At 42.8% G+C, this 19,148-nt stretch carries 11 protein-coding genes; 7 read left to right on the plus strand and 4 right to left on the minus strand.

What is annotated here, in order from left to right; translation table 11 throughout:
• Positions 1-5: 5 nt before the first annotated feature.
• From B4G81_RS03350 to B4G81_RS03360, 3 genes are all read right to left on the minus strand, one after another.
• Positions 6-3,314, minus strand: coding sequence for a SusC/RagA family TonB-linked outer membrane protein (locus B4G81_RS03350; protein ID WP_294080101.1), 3,309 nt, complete (start codon positions 3,312-3,314; stop codon positions 6-8).
• 157 nt (positions 3,315-3,471) lie between these two features.
• Positions 3,472-4,635, minus strand: a complete 1,164-nt coding sequence (locus B4G81_RS03355; RefSeq protein ID WP_294080104.1) for a FecR family protein — start codon at positions 4,633-4,635, stop codon at positions 3,472-3,474.
• Between the two features lie 41 nt (positions 4,636-4,676).
• Positions 4,677-5,255 carry an RNA polymerase sigma-70 factor gene (locus B4G81_RS03360; protein ID WP_294080106.1) on the minus strand — a complete coding sequence of 193 codons (579 nt, stop codon included), beginning with the start codon at positions 5,253-5,255 and terminating at the stop codon, positions 4,677-4,679.
• A gap of 320 nt (positions 5,256-5,575) precedes the next feature.
• Here B4G81_RS03360 and B4G81_RS03365 point away from each other — a divergent pair, with 320 nt between their 5' ends.
• Together B4G81_RS03365 and B4G81_RS03370 are read left to right on the plus strand one after the other, a co-directional pair.
• On the plus strand, positions 5,576-8,842 hold the full coding sequence (locus B4G81_RS03365; protein WP_294080108.1) for a TonB-dependent receptor: 3,267 nt from the start codon (positions 5,576-5,578) through the stop codon (positions 8,840-8,842).
• Positions 8,843-8,863: 21 nt separating this feature from the next.
• Positions 8,864-10,393 (plus strand): BACON domain-containing protein, encoded by a 1,530-nt coding sequence (locus tag B4G81_RS03370; RefSeq protein WP_294080110.1) that lies wholly within the window; start codon positions 8,864-8,866, stop codon positions 10,391-10,393.
• 208 nt (positions 10,394-10,601) lie between these two features.
• Here the strand turns inward: B4G81_RS03370 and fldA are convergent, their stop codons facing one another.
• Positions 10,602-11,108 (minus strand): flavodoxin FldA, encoded by a 507-nt coding sequence (gene fldA, locus B4G81_RS03375; RefSeq protein WP_294080112.1) that lies wholly within the window; start codon positions 11,106-11,108, stop codon positions 10,602-10,604.
• A 304-nt stretch (positions 11,109-11,412) separates the two neighbouring features.
• On the opposite strand from fldA, the gene B4G81_RS03380 reads away from it, so the two are divergent.
• The 5 genes from B4G81_RS03380 (at position 11,413) to B4G81_RS03400 (ending at position 19,141) form a co-directional block, all read left to right on the plus strand.
• Positions 11,413-11,985 (plus strand): RNA polymerase sigma factor, encoded by a 573-nt coding sequence (locus B4G81_RS03380; RefSeq protein ID WP_294080114.1) that lies wholly within the window; start codon positions 11,413-11,415, stop codon positions 11,983-11,985.
• A gap of 46 nt (positions 11,986-12,031) precedes the next feature.
• Positions 12,032-13,231, plus strand: a complete 1,200-nt coding sequence (locus B4G81_RS03385; protein ID WP_294080116.1) for a FecR family protein — start codon at positions 12,032-12,034, stop codon at positions 13,229-13,231.
• 15 nt (positions 13,232-13,246) lie between these two features.
• The gene (locus tag B4G81_RS03390; protein WP_294080118.1) at positions 13,247-16,666 is read left to right on the plus strand and encodes a TonB-dependent receptor; all 3,420 of its coding nucleotides are present in this window, start codon (positions 13,247-13,249) and stop codon (positions 16,664-16,666) included.
• 19 nt (positions 16,667-16,685) lie between these two features.
• Positions 16,686-18,347 carry a RagB/SusD family nutrient uptake outer membrane protein gene (locus B4G81_RS03395; protein WP_294080120.1) on the plus strand — a complete coding sequence of 554 codons (1,662 nt, stop codon included), beginning with the start codon at positions 16,686-16,688 and terminating at the stop codon, positions 18,345-18,347.
• 95 nt (positions 18,348-18,442) lie between these two features.
• Positions 18,443-19,141: a hypothetical protein gene (locus tag B4G81_RS03400; RefSeq protein WP_294080122.1), complete on the plus strand. Its 699-nt coding sequence runs from the start codon at positions 18,443-18,445 to the stop codon at positions 19,139-19,141.
• Positions 19,142-19,148 lie beyond the last annotated feature (7 nt).

Here is a 19,148-nt window from a genome sequence, read left to right on the forward strand (position 1 = left end):
TTATTCTACAAACTGATGTTTAACCCAAAGGTATAACTGCGTTGAAACGGATAATCCAAACCCCGTTCGGCTTTCACGGTGGACAAGTAGAACAGGTCATTGGCATAGAACGATAACCTCAGGTTGCTGACATGGGCTTGTTTCATCCATTGGGTCCTGAAATCATACGACAATGACAATGAAGTCAGGTGCAGGTAACTCCTGTTCTGTATAAACCGGCTGGATATATAATTAGTTTCATACTCTTTGATGTTCTTATACCGGGCATGTTGTCCCGGTGCGCTCCATCGGTCTGTCAACGCCCTGCGATCTCCGTTCCAGGCAGGGTTAATCCCTTCCACACGGGTTGCAAGCGTGCTATTGTAATAGTCGGCTCCCAACTCATATCCGAATATCATATTCAGGTTCCATCCTTTCCAGTATACATTGGTACCTATATTGCCGTATATGTCAGGATCTTTGTCGCCGCATAGCACTTTGTCATTTGGATCCCAGGTGTAAGTAATGGTTTTACCATCTTTTTTCAGGAATATTTCCTGGCCTGTGACGGGATCTATGCCCAATGATTTTACCGCTTTGATGGCGTTCATCGATTCTCCTTCTTCATATACGGCTCCCGGAATCACTGTCTCCAGATTGTTTGTCGCATTGATATTTTTCAATTGGTTGGAAATTTTCGACAGCGTATTCTTGTTATGACTGATTTGTGCCCAGGCTCTCCATTCCAGGTTTTTTTTCACGTTCTGGATAATGGCGCCATTGATATTTACCTCGAATCCCCGGTTACGTATTTCACCCAGGTTGCTGGTGAAGTCGTTGCTCGGCAGACCGATGGAAGGGGCTACGGTAACTTGCGTCAGCATGCCGTCAGTCAATTTGTTGTAATAATTGAAGGAGGCTTTCAACCGGTCTTTCCACATCCCCAGGTCTAAACCTATATTCGTTTGATGCTGGTTTTGCCATTTCAATTCGGGATTGCCGTATCCCATCAGGGTTGCGGCAATCAATGTGTTGTACAAACGTCCGGTCTGATACTGGTACATTGTGCGGGCTTGGTATGCCTGGAATTCCTGGTTACCGGTGATACCATAGGAAATTCTTATTTTCAATAGGTCGAGAGCCGATCCTCTCCTTAAGAAATGTTCGTTGTGTATATTCCATCCGCCACCAATAGAACCGAAAGGAGCCCAGCGACGGTCGGCGCCGAACAGGGAAGAACCGTCGTAGCGACCGGAGAAATCAGCAAAGAAACGGTTGTCGAACAGATAATTGATATTGGCAAATGTACCTATCGAACGGGTGATGCTTTCCGTACTATAGGGTTTTGTATTCTCCTTATACTGGATGGCAAAGGTAGGGTCGGAATAGCGGTCGTCGCTGAATCCCGTGGCGGTAAAACCATGGATGGAGAATTTATCCTGGAGCACTTCACCCCCGATACTTGCGTATAGCAGATGCTTCTTTCCTATCAATTTGGTGTAGTTCAACGTGAAGTTTCCGGACATGTTCATCGTTTCACCATTGTGAAGTGTGAGTTCCCCGCGCGTTTCTACAGGAGTGGACGTGTATCTTCCTGAAGAGGAGTCATATATATACCTGGAGGAGAATGGCGAAATGTAGTTGTCTTTCTTGGTGATACCTTTTTCAATACCCAATTGTCCACGCAACCGCCACTCTTCCGTAATTGTCCAGTCTATTTTTAACTGGTCTGTAAAATATTGGGTGTTTGTAAAGTCGCGGTTGGGAAGTTTTGCATCATATAGGGGATTGGGACTGCCATCTAATAAAGTAGGTAGTATTTCTCCTTTATTGTTGCGGATGCGGTCGTACGGATTCAGTTGGGCATAAGTCGAAAAACTGCCATACAATGAATTGTACGCATGTGTATAGGCATACGAGGCATAATTCTGCACCGTGATTTTTTCCTTGATGCGGTAAATCAGGCGGAACCCCAGGCCATAGCGGTCGCGTCCGGATTCTTTCATCACACCGTTGGTCTGGTTGAACTGGCCGTCGATGCCATAGCGTATGGCACCTTCACCACCGTTTATATAAAGTGAATGTGCCTGTGAGAATGCGTTGCGTACCGGTTGTTTCAACCAGTAGGTATTCACCCCCTCAGCAATATTTTTGTATCTCCTGTAATAGGACTGTTGTATCTCATAGTTGTTAGCCGGGCTATTGACTTTGTCATACAAGCCGGCTGCTACCTCGTAATTCAGCTTTTCTTCTGCGTTCATCAGGTTGTAATCCGACAGGTCAACCAGGGCGATTGTCGGTTTGAAGTCATACGTCACTTGTATTTGTCCCGATTTGGGCGCGACGGTTTCAATCACGACAACTCCATTTGCGGCCTTCGAGCCATATAAAATGGTAGCAGATGCATCCTTCAGGATTGTGATGCTTTCTATGCGGTTGATATCGGTATCGTACACCTTTTCGATGGAAACTTCGAATCCATCCATGATGAATAGGGGGGTGGTGGACCCGTCTTGGAAAGAACCCTTACCGCGGATCGAGAAATCGGGCATGGTATTCGGACTTGCACCCATGCTATTATTTTCAGATATTTTGAATCCGGCATCGAGGGCGCTGATGGTCGTGAAGATATTTCCGGTAGCCAGTTTCTGAATTTCCTCCCTTTTAAGGGTGGTGACCGCGCCGGCATAACCTTCTGTTCTACGTGTGAAATATCCGTTTACAACCACCTCCCCCAGATCGCTGATCGTTTCTATCATGATGATGTGCATGGATTTGCCGAAAAAGGCTTTGGTTATTATATCCTCGAACCCTACGTAGGTCAATTTCAGTTGGGCGTCTTTTTCAGCACTTAAACTGAATTGGCCGTCAAGGTCGGTCTGGATACCCCGTGTAGTACCCTCGATAATAACGTTTACTCCCACCAACGGATCACCGGAGGAGTCTGTTACCCGCCCTTTGACCCATTCAGGCGTTGTTTGTTTGATATCTTTTGTGTGTGCCTCTACCGGTTTGATTATCACTATCTTCGGTGTAATCTCGAACCGGAATCCGTCGCCAAAGATTGCATTCAGTACAGTGGGCAGTGGCGCGTTGTTGAAATCGACGGTTACAGGCTTTTTTATATTTACTTCCCGGTTACTGAACATGAAATCTTTTCCTGTTTTAGTCTTCAGCAACTCAATGACCTCCCCGAGAGACATGTTGGCGACTTTGATAGTTATACCGCCTACCTGTACTCTGCTTTGCGCTTGCATCTGCAAAGGCGTTTGCAGCATTAAAACCACCCAGCCCAAAACGGTTAACCATAGTAATTTATTGAATCGTTCTTTCATCAGTTTATAATTAAATAAGACATGAACTTTATTATATAATACAAGGTATCTGCAGGAAAGGGTGAATGAATAATATAAAAAATGACGTTTTTATTTAAAAACATCATTTTTTTATCGTTGGAATATGTTAATTTCTGCTTGGAAAAGTTTGAATCCCTTACTGTCTCCGGGAAACTTTGACCGATTGTCCATCGAAGGTGAATTCTATGTTCGTTGTTTTGGCAAGCATTTCGAGTAGTTCCTGTGCATTGTAGTCGCGATGGAGAGCACCTGTGAACGTGTGCTGTTGCAACGACTCATCGTTCCAGTCCACTTCTATGTCGTACCATCTTGCCATTTGGAATAATATTTGGGATAATGGCATATTTTCGAAGTAAAACCGCCCCTTCGTCCATGAAGTATAATCAATGGTGTTTACGGTGCGGATACTTAATGAATTATCCATGCAAATAGCTTGCTTGCCGGGTTGCAAAGCTGCTTCCTGCCCATTCTCCGGCAACGATACTTTTACGCAGCCTGTTACCAAAGTGGTTACCACGCTCTTATTTTCGGGGTACGCATTGATGTTGAACTGGGTTCCCGATACAGACACGCAGACGTTTTCCACCTCAACAATGAATGGGTGTCGGCCATCTTTTGCCACATCGAAATAACCTTCTCCTTTGAGGAATACTTTGCGCAGGTTTCCATTAAATTTTTGCGGAAATTTCAACTCCGATTCTGCATTGAGCATCACGGTTGTGCCGTCTGCCAATTCAAGGTCGTATTTACCCCCGCGCGGTACTACTATGGTGTGGTATTCAACAGCCCCTTGTGATTCGTTCTCCTTTTCTCTGTTTGCTACAAGGAGTTTCCCGTTTTTTTCGCTTACGACGATGGTTTCGCCGCGACTGTCGCATATCGTATCGGTTTTCCCATCGGACAAAAGTATTGTATTCCCTTCTGCCGTCTTCAAATAGGCTTTATTTTCAATATTAATCTCTTTTTCTACCGTATTGCCTGCTTGTTTTGTTTCCGGCCTATTCTTGTGCACCAGAGCCACGGTGAGTATTACCAGCGGCAGCAGGCAGGAGGCTATGCGTAATACTCCGCGAAACCTTCTCCTTTTGTTTTCCTTTTTTACGCCTTGTTGTACCTTGTCCCAAATTACGTCGATATCGGGTTGCAACTGCATGTTTCGTAACTCCGTAAGGGCTTTTCGTACCTCGGTATGTTCCTTTTTTTGCAATTCATCCATCAGGGAGATTGCTTCAGTGGCATTTTTTGCTTCCAGGAAACGTTGCAATAGCTTGGGCGAATCCGATTGAATATTATCTTTCATAATTTAAATACAAGAATAGCCTCAAAAAGGGTGTAAACGTATTAAAACCTTAACAATGGTTGACAGATTGAACCTATCGCAGCAAGTAATCTTATTGAATTGATAGCTGATATCTTCAGGTTGGTACGGATTTTTTTATATCCTATTTGTATCTGCGTTTTTACTGTATTGATGGATACGCTGGTTTGTTCGGCTATCTCTTTATATTTCATTCCTTCTATGCAGCTCATGATAAATGTATGGCGGCAGGATTCCGGCAGGCGTTCAATCGCCTCCCACAAACTGCGATGCAATTCTTCTACTTCTTCGGGGAGATCCCAATCCACCGTGTCCGATTCGAGATGCAATGTTTCTTCGGTATATCGTCGTTTTACATCCTCATGCAATTTATAGTTTATAAAGCCGTTTTTTACCGTTTTGAGCAGGTAGGGATAAGCCGAAGCATCCCAAGTGACTTTGTTCCTGGCATTCCAAAGGCTGATGAAGGCTTCCTGTACTGCATCTTCTGCCAGCATCTCGTCGCGATATAATCCTGCCGAATAGGCATATAATTTGTCAAAATAATCTCTGAACAAACGTTTAAAAGCTTCCGAGTTATTATTAAGAGTTGATATTTTCACTATATAATGAGTGTTTTGGAGAAAGTCGTCTGAAATATAAAAGTACAAAGGTAATAAAATTGAACGTTTTCGTTAAGCTAAATGAGCAAAGTTAAACTTATTTGAACTTTGCCATAGCGAGAAAACGACTAATGTATCTGGATGTTTTCATTACAGCTGTGGTATTGGAATTTTTACAGCGATTGAATATATAAAAAAGAATAATGAAAGTAACAAAAATGTAACAGATTTTAGATAAATTTATCGTACTTTTGTGGGAGATATTGTGTGCGAAATTTAACTTTATTAGAAATAGGATTGATAATTTAAACATTGAATTTATGGTAAAGAAATTGAAGTTTTTAGCTCTGGCTCTTACTTTGATGATGGCAACGGTGGTGCAGGCCCAGGTGACTACCTCCACGATGAGCGGACGCGTTACGGATGCTGACGGGGTTGTGATCGGTGCGACGGTGATTGCCACGCATCAACCTTCAGGAACGACTTTCGGAACGGTGACCAATATGGAAGGCCGCTTTAACCTGAACGGTATGCGCGTGGGTGGGCCTTATTCCGTGGAAATTTCATATATAGGGTATGGTACAAGCACCACAAGCAACATTACGTTGAGCCTAGGTGAAAATTACGTGTTGAATGCGGTACTCTCGGAAGAAACTACCTCATTGGACGAAATTGTAGTGACGGCAACCCGAACCAAATTCTCTAATGAGAAAACCGGGGCGGTGACCAACATCACCAACAGCCAGATCACCAATTTGCCTACCGTAACCCGCAGTATCACGGACGTTACCCGCCTCTCACCTTATGGCGGCGATGGTATGAGTTTTGCCGGCACAGACGGTCGTACCGCTAACTTTACGGTGGATGGTGCCAATTTCAACAACAACTTCGGTTTGAGTGACGCGCTTCCCGGTGGAGGCAATCCCATCTCTTTGGAATCTATCGAAGAGTTGCAGGTGGTTATCGCGCCTTATGATGTGCGCCAGACAAATTTTATCGGTGGTGGCGTGAACGCCATTACAAAATCGGGAACCAATACCTTCAAGGGAAGTGCTTATGCTTACCACAGAAATGAGAATATGCGTGGTGATGCTGTCAGGAATCAACAAATCGCGGGAGCGCGGGATAAAGACCGTAATACAAGCTACGGGTTCACATTGGGTGGTCCCATTATCAAAAACAAATTGTTCTTCTTTGTAAACGGTGAATGGGCCAAAACGCCCACCGTCGTCAATCGTTGGAGAGCATCCACCAATGGTGTGGCTGTGCCCGACAATTATATCTCCCGTACCACGGAAAGTGACCTTCAGAAGGTATCTGATTTCGTAAAAGAGAAGTATGGTTATGAAACCGGTTCCTATACCAATTTTCCGGCAGATGAAAGCAACCGCAAGCTGCTTGCCCGTTTGGACTGGAATATTACTGACCAGCATCGGCTGGCGTTGCGTTATAACTATACGAAGAATGTTGCGTGGAGATCGCCCAATGCTTCTTCTATGGATGGAGGAACCACGATGTCTGAAGCAAGAATGTCACAAGCTTCCATGGCTTTTGCCAACTCGATGTATTCGCAGGATAACCTTGTGCATTCCTTCTCTTTCGACTTGAACAGCCGTTTGTCGGACAACCTTTCTAACCAATTCCTGGCCACCTTCTCCAAATTGGACGATATGCGCGGGTCGCCTTCTACAGAATTCCCTTTCATCGATATTCTGAAAGATGGACAAGCCTATATGTCCCTGGGCTATGAACTTTTCACATGGAACAACGCTGTGCATAATAATGTATGGAACATCAAGGATGAGTTGACCTATTACTTGGGTAATCACAAAATCGTAGGAGGTCTCGCTTATGAATACAAGATGGCGGATAACGCTTATATGCGTAGTGGTACAGGCTACTATCGCTATACAAGTCTCGACGACTTTTTAAACGGAGGGGTACCCGAAGTTGTCAACTTGACATACGGGTATGATGGCGAAAAAAAACCTGTCGCCCGTGTAAGGACCAACAAAATTGGTGTGTATGTGCAAGATGATTGGAGTGTGAATGAGAACTTCAAACTTTCGTATGGCCTGCGTATCGATGGCCTTTTCTTCAACAATAGTGACCTGATGACGAACAATGCGATCAAGGAGATCGATTATTTCGGTCGTCATATCGATACCGGTAAATGGCCTTCGGCAAATGTCATTCTCTCTCCTCGTGTAGGTTTTGTGTGGGATACTTTTGGCGACAAGAGTCTGAAAGTACGTGGTGGTACCGGCCTTTTCTCCGGTAATTTACCGCTGGTGTTTTTCACCAATATGCCCACCAACGGTGGTATGGTGCAATACCAGGCGCAGATCAATGCTGCAAATGCCGCGAAAAACGGTTTTACGATGAATGAGTTTGCCGGCGGTCTTGTAACGGATGCCAACGGAAAAGCTAACATCTCTGCCCTTTATGACAAATTAGCCTCGTTGGGATATCTTACCACCATATCGCCTGAAACCGGATCAACTCCTTCCTCTATTGCGGCCGTTGATCCAAAATTCAAAATGCCGCAGGTATGGAAAATTTCGCTGGCTACGGATTATGCATTCCCCACACCTTTCCCCTCTTCGGTAACGGTAGAAGGAATCTTCAATAAAACTATCAACGGTGTCTGTTTGACCGACTGGAGTACTCCCTCTGCCGGTGGTTTTGCCCGTTTCAACGGTGTGGACAACCGCCCGATTTATCCTGCAGGTTACCGCATCAATACTCCGGCATTCGTATTGGACAACACAAGCCGCGGGTATGGCTGGTCAGCCAACATCACGCTCAATGCCCAACCCACGGAGCATATCAGCGTAATGGCCGCCTATACACACACGGTGGCCAAAGATGTGACCGGTATGCCCGGCAACAATGCTGAATCGGCATTTAGATACGTTCCCACAGTAGAAGGTCCCAACCACATCAGGTTGCACAATTCCCAATACAACACTCCCGACCGTATTGTGGCTTCACTTACTGCCCACGACAAGAGCGGCAACCACTATAGCTTTATCTATGAAGGATGGCGCGGTGGATCAAGTTACTCCTACATGATGGTCAATGATATCAATGGCGACGGTTACAACTACGATGCAATCTATGTGCCTACCGACAAGGAAGTGGCTGACAATCAATTCCGCTTTGTGACAGAAGACGACAAAACCCGTTTTATGGACTATGTGCATGCCAACAGTTATTTGAAAGACCGTCAAGGCAAGTATGCTGAAGCCTATAGCCTTTACTCTCCCTGGGTACATCGCATCGACTTTAGCTGGAAGCACGATTTTGTAGTTAATGCAGGCAAAGACACGCATAAACTGCAATTGAGCATGGATATCAAAAATGTGATGAATCTGTTCAATTCCAAGTGGGGCGTGGCTAAATACCTGAATCCGGCTATTGGTTCAGATCCTCGTATCCTCAAGTATGAAGGTGTGGATGCCGACGGCGTGGCTATCTTCTCCACACCTGCTGCCATCAATGGCGATACCAAAACATTTACCCCGAGTTACTCATTGGGCCAGTGCTGGTATGCTTCCATCGGTATCAAATATATTTTCAACTAATTCATTAAAAGTACAGGCAATATGAACTTAAAATATTTATTCCCGTTATTTATCGTAATGCTGACCTTGATGGTGAGTTGTGACGATGACGAATCTATAACGTTGCTCGATGAAATCCGGGTATCGTCGTCTTATGTCTCCATTCCTGAAGCAGGTGGTTCAGCAACCATTACCGTAACGGCCAAAGAGAACTGGACAGCTGAGAAAGTAATGACAGAGAAAGATTCAGTGAAATGGCTGACGATCTCCTCCGCTACCGGAAGTGCCGGTGAAACAGAACTGAAATTTACTGCCCCCTCGGCCATCGATGGGCGCACTGCGGAGGTTTTATTGAAGAGTGCCGGCCAAACGCAGAGAATCAATATCATCCAGGGATTAGCGCAAATATCCGAAGTCTCCGTAGCTGATGCGAATGCCGGTCCCGATGGAAAAACTTTCCGGGTTACCGGTGTTTGTACCTCAATAGCAAATACAGTGTATGGTAACTGGTATCTGGCGGATGAAACAGGCACCTTGTATATATACGGTACCCTTGACGCGAAGGGAGGGAAGCAAAACTTCCTGAGTCTTGGCATTGAAGTGGGAGATGAAGTGACCATTGAAGGACCGAAATCGACCTACAACAGTTCTCCTCAATTTGTGGATGTAACGGTTATCCAGATCACCAAATCACTGATAAAGGTCGATTCTGTGGAGAACGAGGTGCTTCCCATCGAAGGGGGTGAGTTCACTGCATTCCTTACCTGCAAAGGGCAAGGCGTATCGGTAGATATTCCTGAAGATGCCAAATCCTGGTTGTCAATCTCTTCTATCGAATCGGCAGGAACGAATGCCGTGGTGAAGTTCAAAGCCGCTGCCAATACCGGCGGAGACCGCGGAACTACTCTCATATTCCGTACTACCGATGGTTCTAAAGAGTATACTACAGAAACAACGCTTACCCAAAAAGGAGCGATTGTGGCAGCTACCGTGGCTGAATTCCTCGCCGCGGAAGTGGGTGACACCCAATATCGTTTGACCGGTGTGATCACCAGCATTGCCGATGATAGGTATGGTAATTTATACTTGAGGGACTTCTCCGGGCAAACCTATGTGTATGGTATCCAGGATTTCACTACGAAAGGCTTGAAAGCGGGTGACATCATCACCGTTGTCGGCAAACGTGGCGATTATAAGGGTACTCCACAAGTAATCGGTGCCGTTTTGGAAGAGGTTGTTCCCGTAACTGCCGCTACTATTACCGAGGTGTTGGCCAAACCCGATTCTAATACAGATTACTTTATGATAACGGGTGAAATTACATTGATTGACAATTGGATATATGGTAATCTCTATTTGAAAGAGGGCGGCCGTGAGATTTTCGTGTACGGCTGTTATCCGGGGTATGGTGCCACCGGCGATTTTAGAAAAAACCTGATAGCTGACAAAGGCATTAAAGTGGGAGATAAACTGACGGTTATTGGAACGAAGATCACTTACACCAATAGTACAGCAGGAATATCAACAATTCAACTTACCAATGGTATTTATTTCAGCCACGAAAGTAAGTAATACAATCTACCGTAAGCAATGGTAAAATGCGGCATGACATAAATTTGTTGCGTGACAGATAATAAAAAACCCTCACAAATTTGTGGGGGTTTTTTATTGATAGTGTAGTGCACAATAAATAATTTAAAAGAGAAGAGCCCTTATGAGGACTTTTATTGGTCGATCTTCCGATAATATCATTTAATATCGTTTGATCGTTATAGGAAAATCAATCCAGATATTGCTTCAGTGAATTCACCCAAGCGCTAACCCTGCTATCAGTTTTGTCGCTCTCATTGTCTTCATCCAGCGGTAATCCCACGAAGACGCCGTTACGGAGAGCCTGGGAATCGTCGAACGTATAGCCGTCGGTAGAGACTTCCCCTATGAAAGTACATCCTGTTTTGGCAAATTCATCATAAAGAATACCAAGAGCGTCGGCAAACGTGTCGGGATATCCTTCACAATCTCCCTGCCCGAAGAAAGCCACAGTTTTGCCGTTCAGATTGAGTTTGCTGATTTTCGGGAAGAACGTATCCCAGTCATCCTGCAATTCTCCGATACTCCATGTGGGGCATCCCAGCATAAGAACCTCCGCCTCCGGAAATCCCTCAGGGGAAACCTCGGCGATATCTTTTAATACTGGCGAATAACCGGCTAATTTTTCGGCGATTAATTGCGCCGCATATTTGGTGTTACCGGTACTGGAACCATAAATAATAGCAATTGACTTCATAGGTTTATTTTTATATCAATTATTTTCTGCAAAGAAACCTCTTTTTATTGGATATGTCAATAACCAAAAATGACTATTTTTTTTTCTAAAAAGTACAACTATCAGGGATGGGTATTATTTCTGATGAATGCCAATTTTGTACCTTTTTTGTCTTCCCTTGTTTTTTAACAATTAAATTGAATACTTTTTTTTATTATTTTTCCCTTATTATATATGAAATGGTAATTTCAAGATGGGAATATATTTCTAAACAACCTATATCTTCCTATTCAAGGCCAACATCATGGAGACTGAACTGAAGAGAATGAAGAAAAAGAAAGGACGTGTAAACCTATTTGATCAGGATATAACGTTTGACGCAAATGAAGATCTGCTGGCATTCATGTATAGAATGTATGCGGATAATCTGTATGCGTATGGTCTGTCGCTTCATTCCGACATCGGCATAATAGAAGATGCCATCCATGATGTGTTTATTGATATCTACACAAATAAGCAAAGATTGGTCGATATTTCTAATTTAAAACAATATCTCAAAACAGCGTTTCGCCACAGGCTTTTATTTTTGCTGCAAGGAAACAAACGTTATGTGGAAATTTTGAATGAAGCCCCAGATCTGTTTGCTGAAAAGAACAGTCAGGAAATATGGATTGAGAATGAAGAAGAGAGTGATAAGCAAAGATTAGTCAATCGCTTGTTATCAGGCTTAACCCGAAATCAGCGGGAGGCTATGCATTTACGTTTCTTTGAGGGTCTTTCCTATGATGAAATAGCAGAGATTATGCAGATTAATTATCAATCGGTCAAGACGCTTATATACAGGTCAGTATCTAAGATCCGGAATAAAGATGTATCGTCTCACTTAAATCGGGATTAAGAGAAAAGGAAAATTAACTGAAATAAGATGAATTTACAGATAGAAAATGCGAATAGATTATACCCACTATAAAGATATTGATTTTTTGGATGATGATTTCTTCATTGAGTCCATGATTTCCCCGACTAGGGAGAGTGAGTTTTTCTGGTCTGAACTTATTGACAGGAAAAAGATCGATATCAATGAGTTCATAGCTGCCAATATGTTGTTAGACACAATAAGGAAAGGTCAGCATGAAGTGCCTCAGGTACGTAAAGATCGTTTGTGGGAAAGGATAGATACAACAAGAAAATCAATGAAAAACAAGCGTAAACGGATGCGTTGGTACAAATATGCATCTATTGCCGCCAGTAGCATAATCGTCATTGTCATATCTCTATTCATTCTTCTTGAGAAAAATGATATGCATTATAGTCCGGATATCGACTATACTCAGTTTCGATCAATTCAGCAGCAGCCGGATCATCAGGAAATACGTATCGTCACAGGAGAGGGGCAGATAGAGATTGAAGGGAAGGAGGCAGAGATAAGATATGATAGTACGGGATTGTTTACCGTGAACAATGAGACTGTAAATCCCAAAACTACTTTGCCGACAGAAAAACTATCTTACAATCAGTTAACGGTTCCTTATGGGAAGCGGGCTTCCTTAACGCTTTCTGATGGAACCGCATTGTGGGTCAATGCCGGTACAACGGTTATCTATCCGACTACCTTTTCCGATCAGAAAAGAGAGATTTATGTAAATGGAGAAATTTATGCCGATGTATGCCGGGATGAAAAACGACCTTTCTTAGTCAAAACTGATCAGTTGGAGATTCAAGTACTTGGTACCTCCTTTAATTTGTCGGCTTATGAGGAAGATGCCTTGAAACGGGTTGTTTTAGTGAGTGGAGTGGTGGATGTTACATTGAACGGCACAAATACACGATTGAAACCTAACCAGTCATTTACATACACCGGCCAAGGAAGTAGTGTTGAAACAGTAGATGTGGAGGTATACACTTCGTGGCGTGACGGTATATATGTATTCAGGGATGAACCTATTGAAGATATTCTTCAGCAATTGGCCCGTTATTATAATGTAACCATGATATTACCACAGCAATCGTCAGGAGTTGTCTGTTCGGGTAAATTGGAGCTGAAAGAAGATATTTATCAGATACTTAATAATTTATCGCAAATAGCATCGTTCAGTTTTGGTATAAAAGGAAACGAGTGCAGAATAGAGTTTTATCATTTTTAATTTATTTAATAAATCATGAAGCAAGTCAAATTGGGGTTTAGACAAAAAAGAGTTTCAGTCATTGTAATGATATGCTTTCTACAATTGTCTTTCCTCTGGAATTCCAATGCACAGGCAATATCTATTCGTCAGACCGACAAGACAGTTAAAGAGGTTCTTCGTGTGATTGAGAACATCGGGAACGTGGTATTCTTTTATAATAACAGCGATGTGGACCTTAAACGGAAAGTCACTGTACAAGCGGATAATGAACCGATTGAGAAAATACTTGACCAGCTTTTTGCCAATACGCAAAACAGCTATAAGATTGATGGACGGCAAGTGTATATCATGAAAAAAGCGGAAAAGGAAAAGAAGGTTGCCCAGCCACAGAAAAAAACAATTATAGGACAAGTGACGGATAAAAACGGGGAAACAATCATTGGTGCCAATGTAATTGAAAAAGGGACTACCAACGGTACAGTTACCAATATAGATGGAAGTTTCAAGTTGTCGGTAGCTCCAAAAGCTACAATTCAGATTTCATATATCGGTTACCTGACGCAGGAGATCATAATTGATGATAAAAGCTCTTATGACGTTCTTCTTCAAGAAGATGCTAAGTCGCTGAATGAATTGGTGGTGGTGGGTTACGGTACCATGCGAAGGGGTGATTTAACCGGGGCCATCTCGAGTGTGCGATCGGAAGATTTAATGAAGACCAGCTCTTCCACCCTTGCCGATGCATTACAGGGAAAAATTGCGGGTGTAAGGGTGAATTCCTCTTCGGGAGAACCGGGATCGGGAATCAATATAGAGATCAGGGGGGCCAACTCTATCAATGCCGGTAGTCAGCCGCTTTATGTGATTGACGGTGTTCCTATGGATGTCAATGAAAGTGAGGTGGCTACATCCAATATTGGTAATTCAACCTCCGGAAATCCACTGGCTTTTTTGAATCCTGCCGATATCCAGTCCGTTGATATACTTAAAGACGCATCGGCCGCGGCCATTTACGGGGCAAGAGGGGCCAATGGTGTTATCCTGGTTACCACGAAATCGGGCAAGGCAGGCAAGACCAATATCACGGCGAACTTATCGTATGGAATCACGGAGATCACGAAACGCATTGATATGATTGATGGGCAGGAGTACGCCAATTACCGTTATGAGAAGGCGCCTTACAGCCGTGCCTGGGCTATGGATACTGATGGAGATGGTATCCTCGATTCTCCCAAGAATGTCTCGCATTTGCCGAGTCATAACTGGCAGGATGAACTTTTCCGACAGGGAGCAGTTTCCAAAGTAAACCTCTCGATGCAGGGAGGGCGTGACAATACCACCTACACCGCTTCATTGGGCTATGAAAAAATTGATGCATTGGTAAAGAACAATGATTTTACCTCTTACTCGGGACGGGTAAGGTTAGATCATCAGGTGTCTGATAAGGTGAAAGTTGGAGCCAATATGCTCTGGGGAAAAACTCTGAATAAAGGAGTGGCTTCCAGTGGAGGAGGTGCTGGTTCGTGGGATGGATTGATACAGGAAATTTATACTTATCGTCCGGTATTGATCTATGATGAGTCTTCCGAAGATGAGCCGGTCAGCTTAATGTCCCAAATTATGGAATCTCATCGTGAAACCGATTTTAACCGTATTGTAGGGAATGCCTTTTTTGAGTATAATATAATGAAAGAATTGAGATTAAGAGTACAAGGTGGGGGAACAACGACCTCTTCTAAACTGACTGAGTTCTACGGTAGTAATACAACTTGGGGGCGTGTACCTAATGGCCGGGCTTCTTTAAGGCATACTCAGACTAATTCATTTTTTCAAACCAGCACATTGAATTATAATAAAACACTAGCCAAAGGCCACCACATTAACGGGGTTGCAGGGTTTGAGACGAATACCTACAAGTGGGAAACTTTTTTCTCGAGGGCCGAAAATTTCGAAGACCAGTCGACAGGACCGTATGATATGACCAAGGCGCTTATTACCCATCCAACCGTGACCAATATAACGGAAACAAATCGTATGTCCTTTTTCGGTCGGTTAAATTATACTCTCCGGAACAGGTATGTCTTTACCGGTACCCTGCGTGCAGATGGCTCATCTAATCTTGGGCGAGGAAACCGTTTCGGTTATTTCCCATCCGTGGCTTTTGCTTGGCGGGCATTCAATGAATCATTCATGAAGAATCAGGATCTTTTTTCAGATCTTCGTCTCCGGCTGAGTTATGGGGTAACGGGTAACGACCGTATCACTCCTTACCAGAGTCTAGCACAACTGTCACCGGTTTACTATGCGAGTAACGGAAATCCCGTGTATGGTGTAGCACCTACAACGTCGGATAATCCATTTTTAAAATGGGAAACTACGAAACAGTATAACTTAGGGATTGATGTGGCTGTCTTGGATAGCCGTATCTCCCTTAATGCTGAAGCTTATTATAAGAAAACAACCGGAATGTTGTTGAATTCTGAGATTGCAGGTCAAACCGGTTTTATAAGACAATGGCAAAATATAGGGGATATGGAGAATAAGGGATTAGAATTTACACTGAATACCATCAATATGGATACCCGGAATTTCCAATGGAATTCAACCTTTAATATCTACTTCAACAGAAATAAAGTACTTAGCCTTGGTGGTACGGCCGATATTCCTGTAATATTTGGAGATGGTTACTTAAGAGATGTTGGTATAGTGAAAGAAGGACAACCTTTGGGAACAGCTTTTGGTTATGTCTGGGATGGAATTTACCAGATCAAGGATTTCTCCTGGCAGAATGACAGTGATCCACGTATTCCGCACGATGATCGTAATTATGTGTTGAAAGAAGGAATTCCAACTTTAACTGGTGCAGCTACAATACCGGGGGTATTCAAGTACAAGGATCTGGATGGGAATAACGAGATTAATGCGGATGACCGTCGGATTATCAGTAATAGTAATCCCAAGTTTGCCGGAGGTTTAGCCAACGAGTTTACTTATCGTGACTTTACGCTTCATATGTTTTTTGAAGGTGTATATGGTAACGATATATTCAATGCATTTCCTACACGTGTGGAAGCGGGACAGGGTGCAAATGAATATAACCTTACGAGGGCTTACTGGGAGAATCGGTGGACACCGGAAAAGCCGTCGAATCGTTATGCGTCGATTACGAGTAACAATACAGACCAATACATTTCTACCTATTACGTAGAGGATGGCTCTTACCTGCGTTTCCGAACACTTTCACTTTCGTACAATTTCAGGCCAAAAGTATTGAAGGCTTTGAGAACAAACAGCTTGAGAGTGTATGCTTCCATCGACAACCTGTATGTATGGACGAATTACAGCGGCTTGGATCCTGATGTACGGTCTAGCAATAATCTTTTACCGGGATATGATCGTTTAGCATATCCAAGAGCACGTACCTATTTATTCGGCATTGATATGACCTTTTAATTTTAAGACGATATAGAGAATGAAAACAAAAAGCTATTTATATGTTGTGTTGCTGATGTTAGGGCTATTTATATCCTGTGATGATATTGGTTTCCTGGATAAGACACCTTATTCGACTTCATCACCGGAAAATCATTACAGGACGATAAAGGAGTTTGAAATGGCTCTGATCGGTTGTTATGATGCAATCAATATGCAAAATCTGCCCGGGAGAACAGTATCGGATGGAACATATATGTATGGATTACAATATATGTTGAGTGTGGGAACTGATGAATTGATTTTAAATTCAAATGTCACAGCGGTAGACCGTAATCAGTTTGGTATAGCCTCATATGGAATATCCAATATTCCTATAGGGAGTTTTTGGATGGCTTATTATGCCGCAATAATGCGGTGTAACGTATTATTGGATAAGGCCTCAGTGTTTGAAACGCCTAGTCTGCAGGAGCAGGAGGCTATGACACAGATAGTGGCCGAAACCCACTTTTTGCGTGCATTTTTTTACTATCACCTAGCATCGTTGTTTGGAGGGGTTCCGATGAATACAACTTCCTCTCCTGATCCTCAGGCTCCCCGTGAAAGTTTGGAAGTAATCTATACAGAATTGATCATTCCGGATCTTTTATTTGCAGAGGAAAATCTTTCTTCAACGGATCTGTCTATCGGAAGAGCCAATATGTGGACAGCCAAGGGTTATCTGGGGGTAATTTATAATTATCTGGCTGCTTGTAAGCGTTATCAAGCCGGTGAAGAGTTTAATTTCCCATTAAATAGTTTTCAATGGGTGGATGCCGATCAGATGAGCGAGAATGCCAAAGAAAGGTTGGAGGATGTAGTAGAAAATGCTCCTTATCAATTGATTGAACGTTATGATTACCTGTTCAGGGAAACCACGAAATCTCATCAACAGGAAGAGTGCCTATTTACGGCGGAATATGCACTCACGACGGGGGGAGATAATTTCCCGGATATTACTATGTTATTTGCACCGGGGGGGAATGTTTCACAGCATGGTGGTTCTTGGACAGCTCACCGGCCAACGGTGGAATTTGCTTCTTCTTACAATCGGGAGCTGGATATACGCTATGCACATAATATTACCGGCCCTTATAATGCCAACTCTACTCTTGAAAATATTGGAGGTGTGAATTATTATATTCCCATGGCAAGTACCGGCCCTACATTTTGGAATAATGGTACAGGCAAATATCGACACATGGATCCACAAGAGAAAACAATTCGGACTAATGGTTCTGCTATTTCTGTACCGCTCTTGCGGTTTGCTGATATATTGCTACAGTATGCGGAGTCACTTTATTTCATGGGAGATGAAGTATCGGCAAGGGGATATTTGACTAAAGTACGGGAGCGTAGCGTGAAAGATGGGCACACAGTTGAAGAACTGGATGCTGAATATAACAGGGATGATTTCGTGGATGAGCTACTTGAAGAACGGAGCAGGGAGTTATGTTATGAAAGTAAAAGGAGGATAGATTTGTTTCGCTTTAATAGGTTGAACGATGTTATTATGTCGTTAAGCCCTAATGCTGGAGACCCCAATCAAAGAGTTCGTGATTTGCACTTGAATTGGAAACCTTATAAAATATGGTTCCCAATTCCTTTGCGAGAAACAGGACTTAATCCCAATTTAAACAAGGAGCAAAATCCCGGTTATTGATTTTTTTTGATGTTGCTACTTGTAAATATTATAACTATGAAGAAACGTACTTGATTTGTATCTGGTGGTTGTTTATTTGATATTAAAAAGATTAGATGAAAGAATACGAAAAATTACAGGTTAATAAATTAATTAATAAAATACGGAATATTATGAAAATAATTGGAATAAAGAAGAAGAGACTGATAATGATGACAATACTTATTAGTGGATTTTCTTTTATGTTACAGGCACAGGAAAGTAGTTGGGAAAAACAACGGGCACAATACCTGAAAAAGCAATTGGAACTTACAGAAGAACAAGCTGACCAAATCTATGAAGCGCTTACTATTGGAGCTCAAGAAAGGCAGGATATTAAGGAAAATACTACGGGTAATGCACTGAAGAAAACACTTTGGCAGGTCGATAAAAAACAAAATGACAGGATATCTTCTATTCTTACTCCTTCACAGAACAAGAAATTAAAAGAATTACGAGAGCAAGAGAAGATGGGGATACAAAAGACTGTCCAACAAATGAATGTCCCCACAAATCCACTTTCAAATCAATGGGCGAAGCAACGTTCACAATATTTGAAAAAGGAGTTAGGTCTCACAGATGAGCAAACTGATAGAGTTTATGAAGAACTGGCTACTGCTACGGAACGAGAGAAGTCGATCAAAGAAAAAACTACAGGTGATGTACAGAAAAATGCTCTTTGGAATAATGAAAAAGAGAGAAATAATAGGCTGTCAGAGATATTAACACCGCAACAGGCTAAAAACTTAGAAGAGTTAAGGAGAAAAGGTAAATAGTAGATTT

This window comes from Proteiniphilum sp. UBA5384, assembly GCF_002410825.1.
Classification (GTDB): domain Bacteria; phylum Bacteroidota; class Bacteroidia; order Bacteroidales; family Dysgonomonadaceae; genus Proteiniphilum.

Bases quoted from the DNA above. Each gene is read 5' to 3' on its own strand.
- B4G81_RS03350 (WP_294080101.1), bottom strand. From the start codon at position 3,314: ATGAAAGAACGATTCAATAAATTACTATGGTTAACCGTTTTGGGCTGG.
- B4G81_RS03355 (WP_294080104.1), bottom strand. From the start codon at position 4,635: ATGAAAGATAATATTCAATCGGATTCGCCCAAGCTATTGCAACGTTTC.
- B4G81_RS03365 (WP_294080108.1), top strand. From the start codon at position 5,576: ATGGTAAAGAAATTGAAGTTTTTAGCTCTGGCTCTTACTTTGATGATG.
- B4G81_RS03370 (WP_294080110.1), top strand. From the start codon at position 8,864: ATGAACTTAAAATATTTATTCCCGTTATTTATCGTAATGCTGACCTTG.
- fldA (WP_294080112.1), bottom strand. From the start codon at position 11,108: ATGAAGTCAATTGCTATTATTTATGGTTCCAGTACCGGTAACACCAAA.
- B4G81_RS03380 (WP_294080114.1), top strand. From the start codon at position 11,413: ATGAAGAAAAAGAAAGGACGTGTAAACCTATTTGATCAGGATATAACG.
- B4G81_RS03385 (WP_294080116.1), top strand. From the start codon at position 12,032: ATGCGAATAGATTATACCCACTATAAAGATATTGATTTTTTGGATGAT.
- B4G81_RS03390 (WP_294080118.1), top strand. From the start codon at position 13,247: ATGAAGCAAGTCAAATTGGGGTTTAGACAAAAAAGAGTTTCAGTCATT.
- B4G81_RS03395 (WP_294080120.1), top strand. From the start codon at position 16,686: ATGAAAACAAAAAGCTATTTATATGTTGTGTTGCTGATGTTAGGGCTA.
- B4G81_RS03400 (WP_294080122.1), top strand. From the start codon at position 18,443: ATGAAAGAATACGAAAAATTACAGGTTAATAAATTAATTAATAAAATA.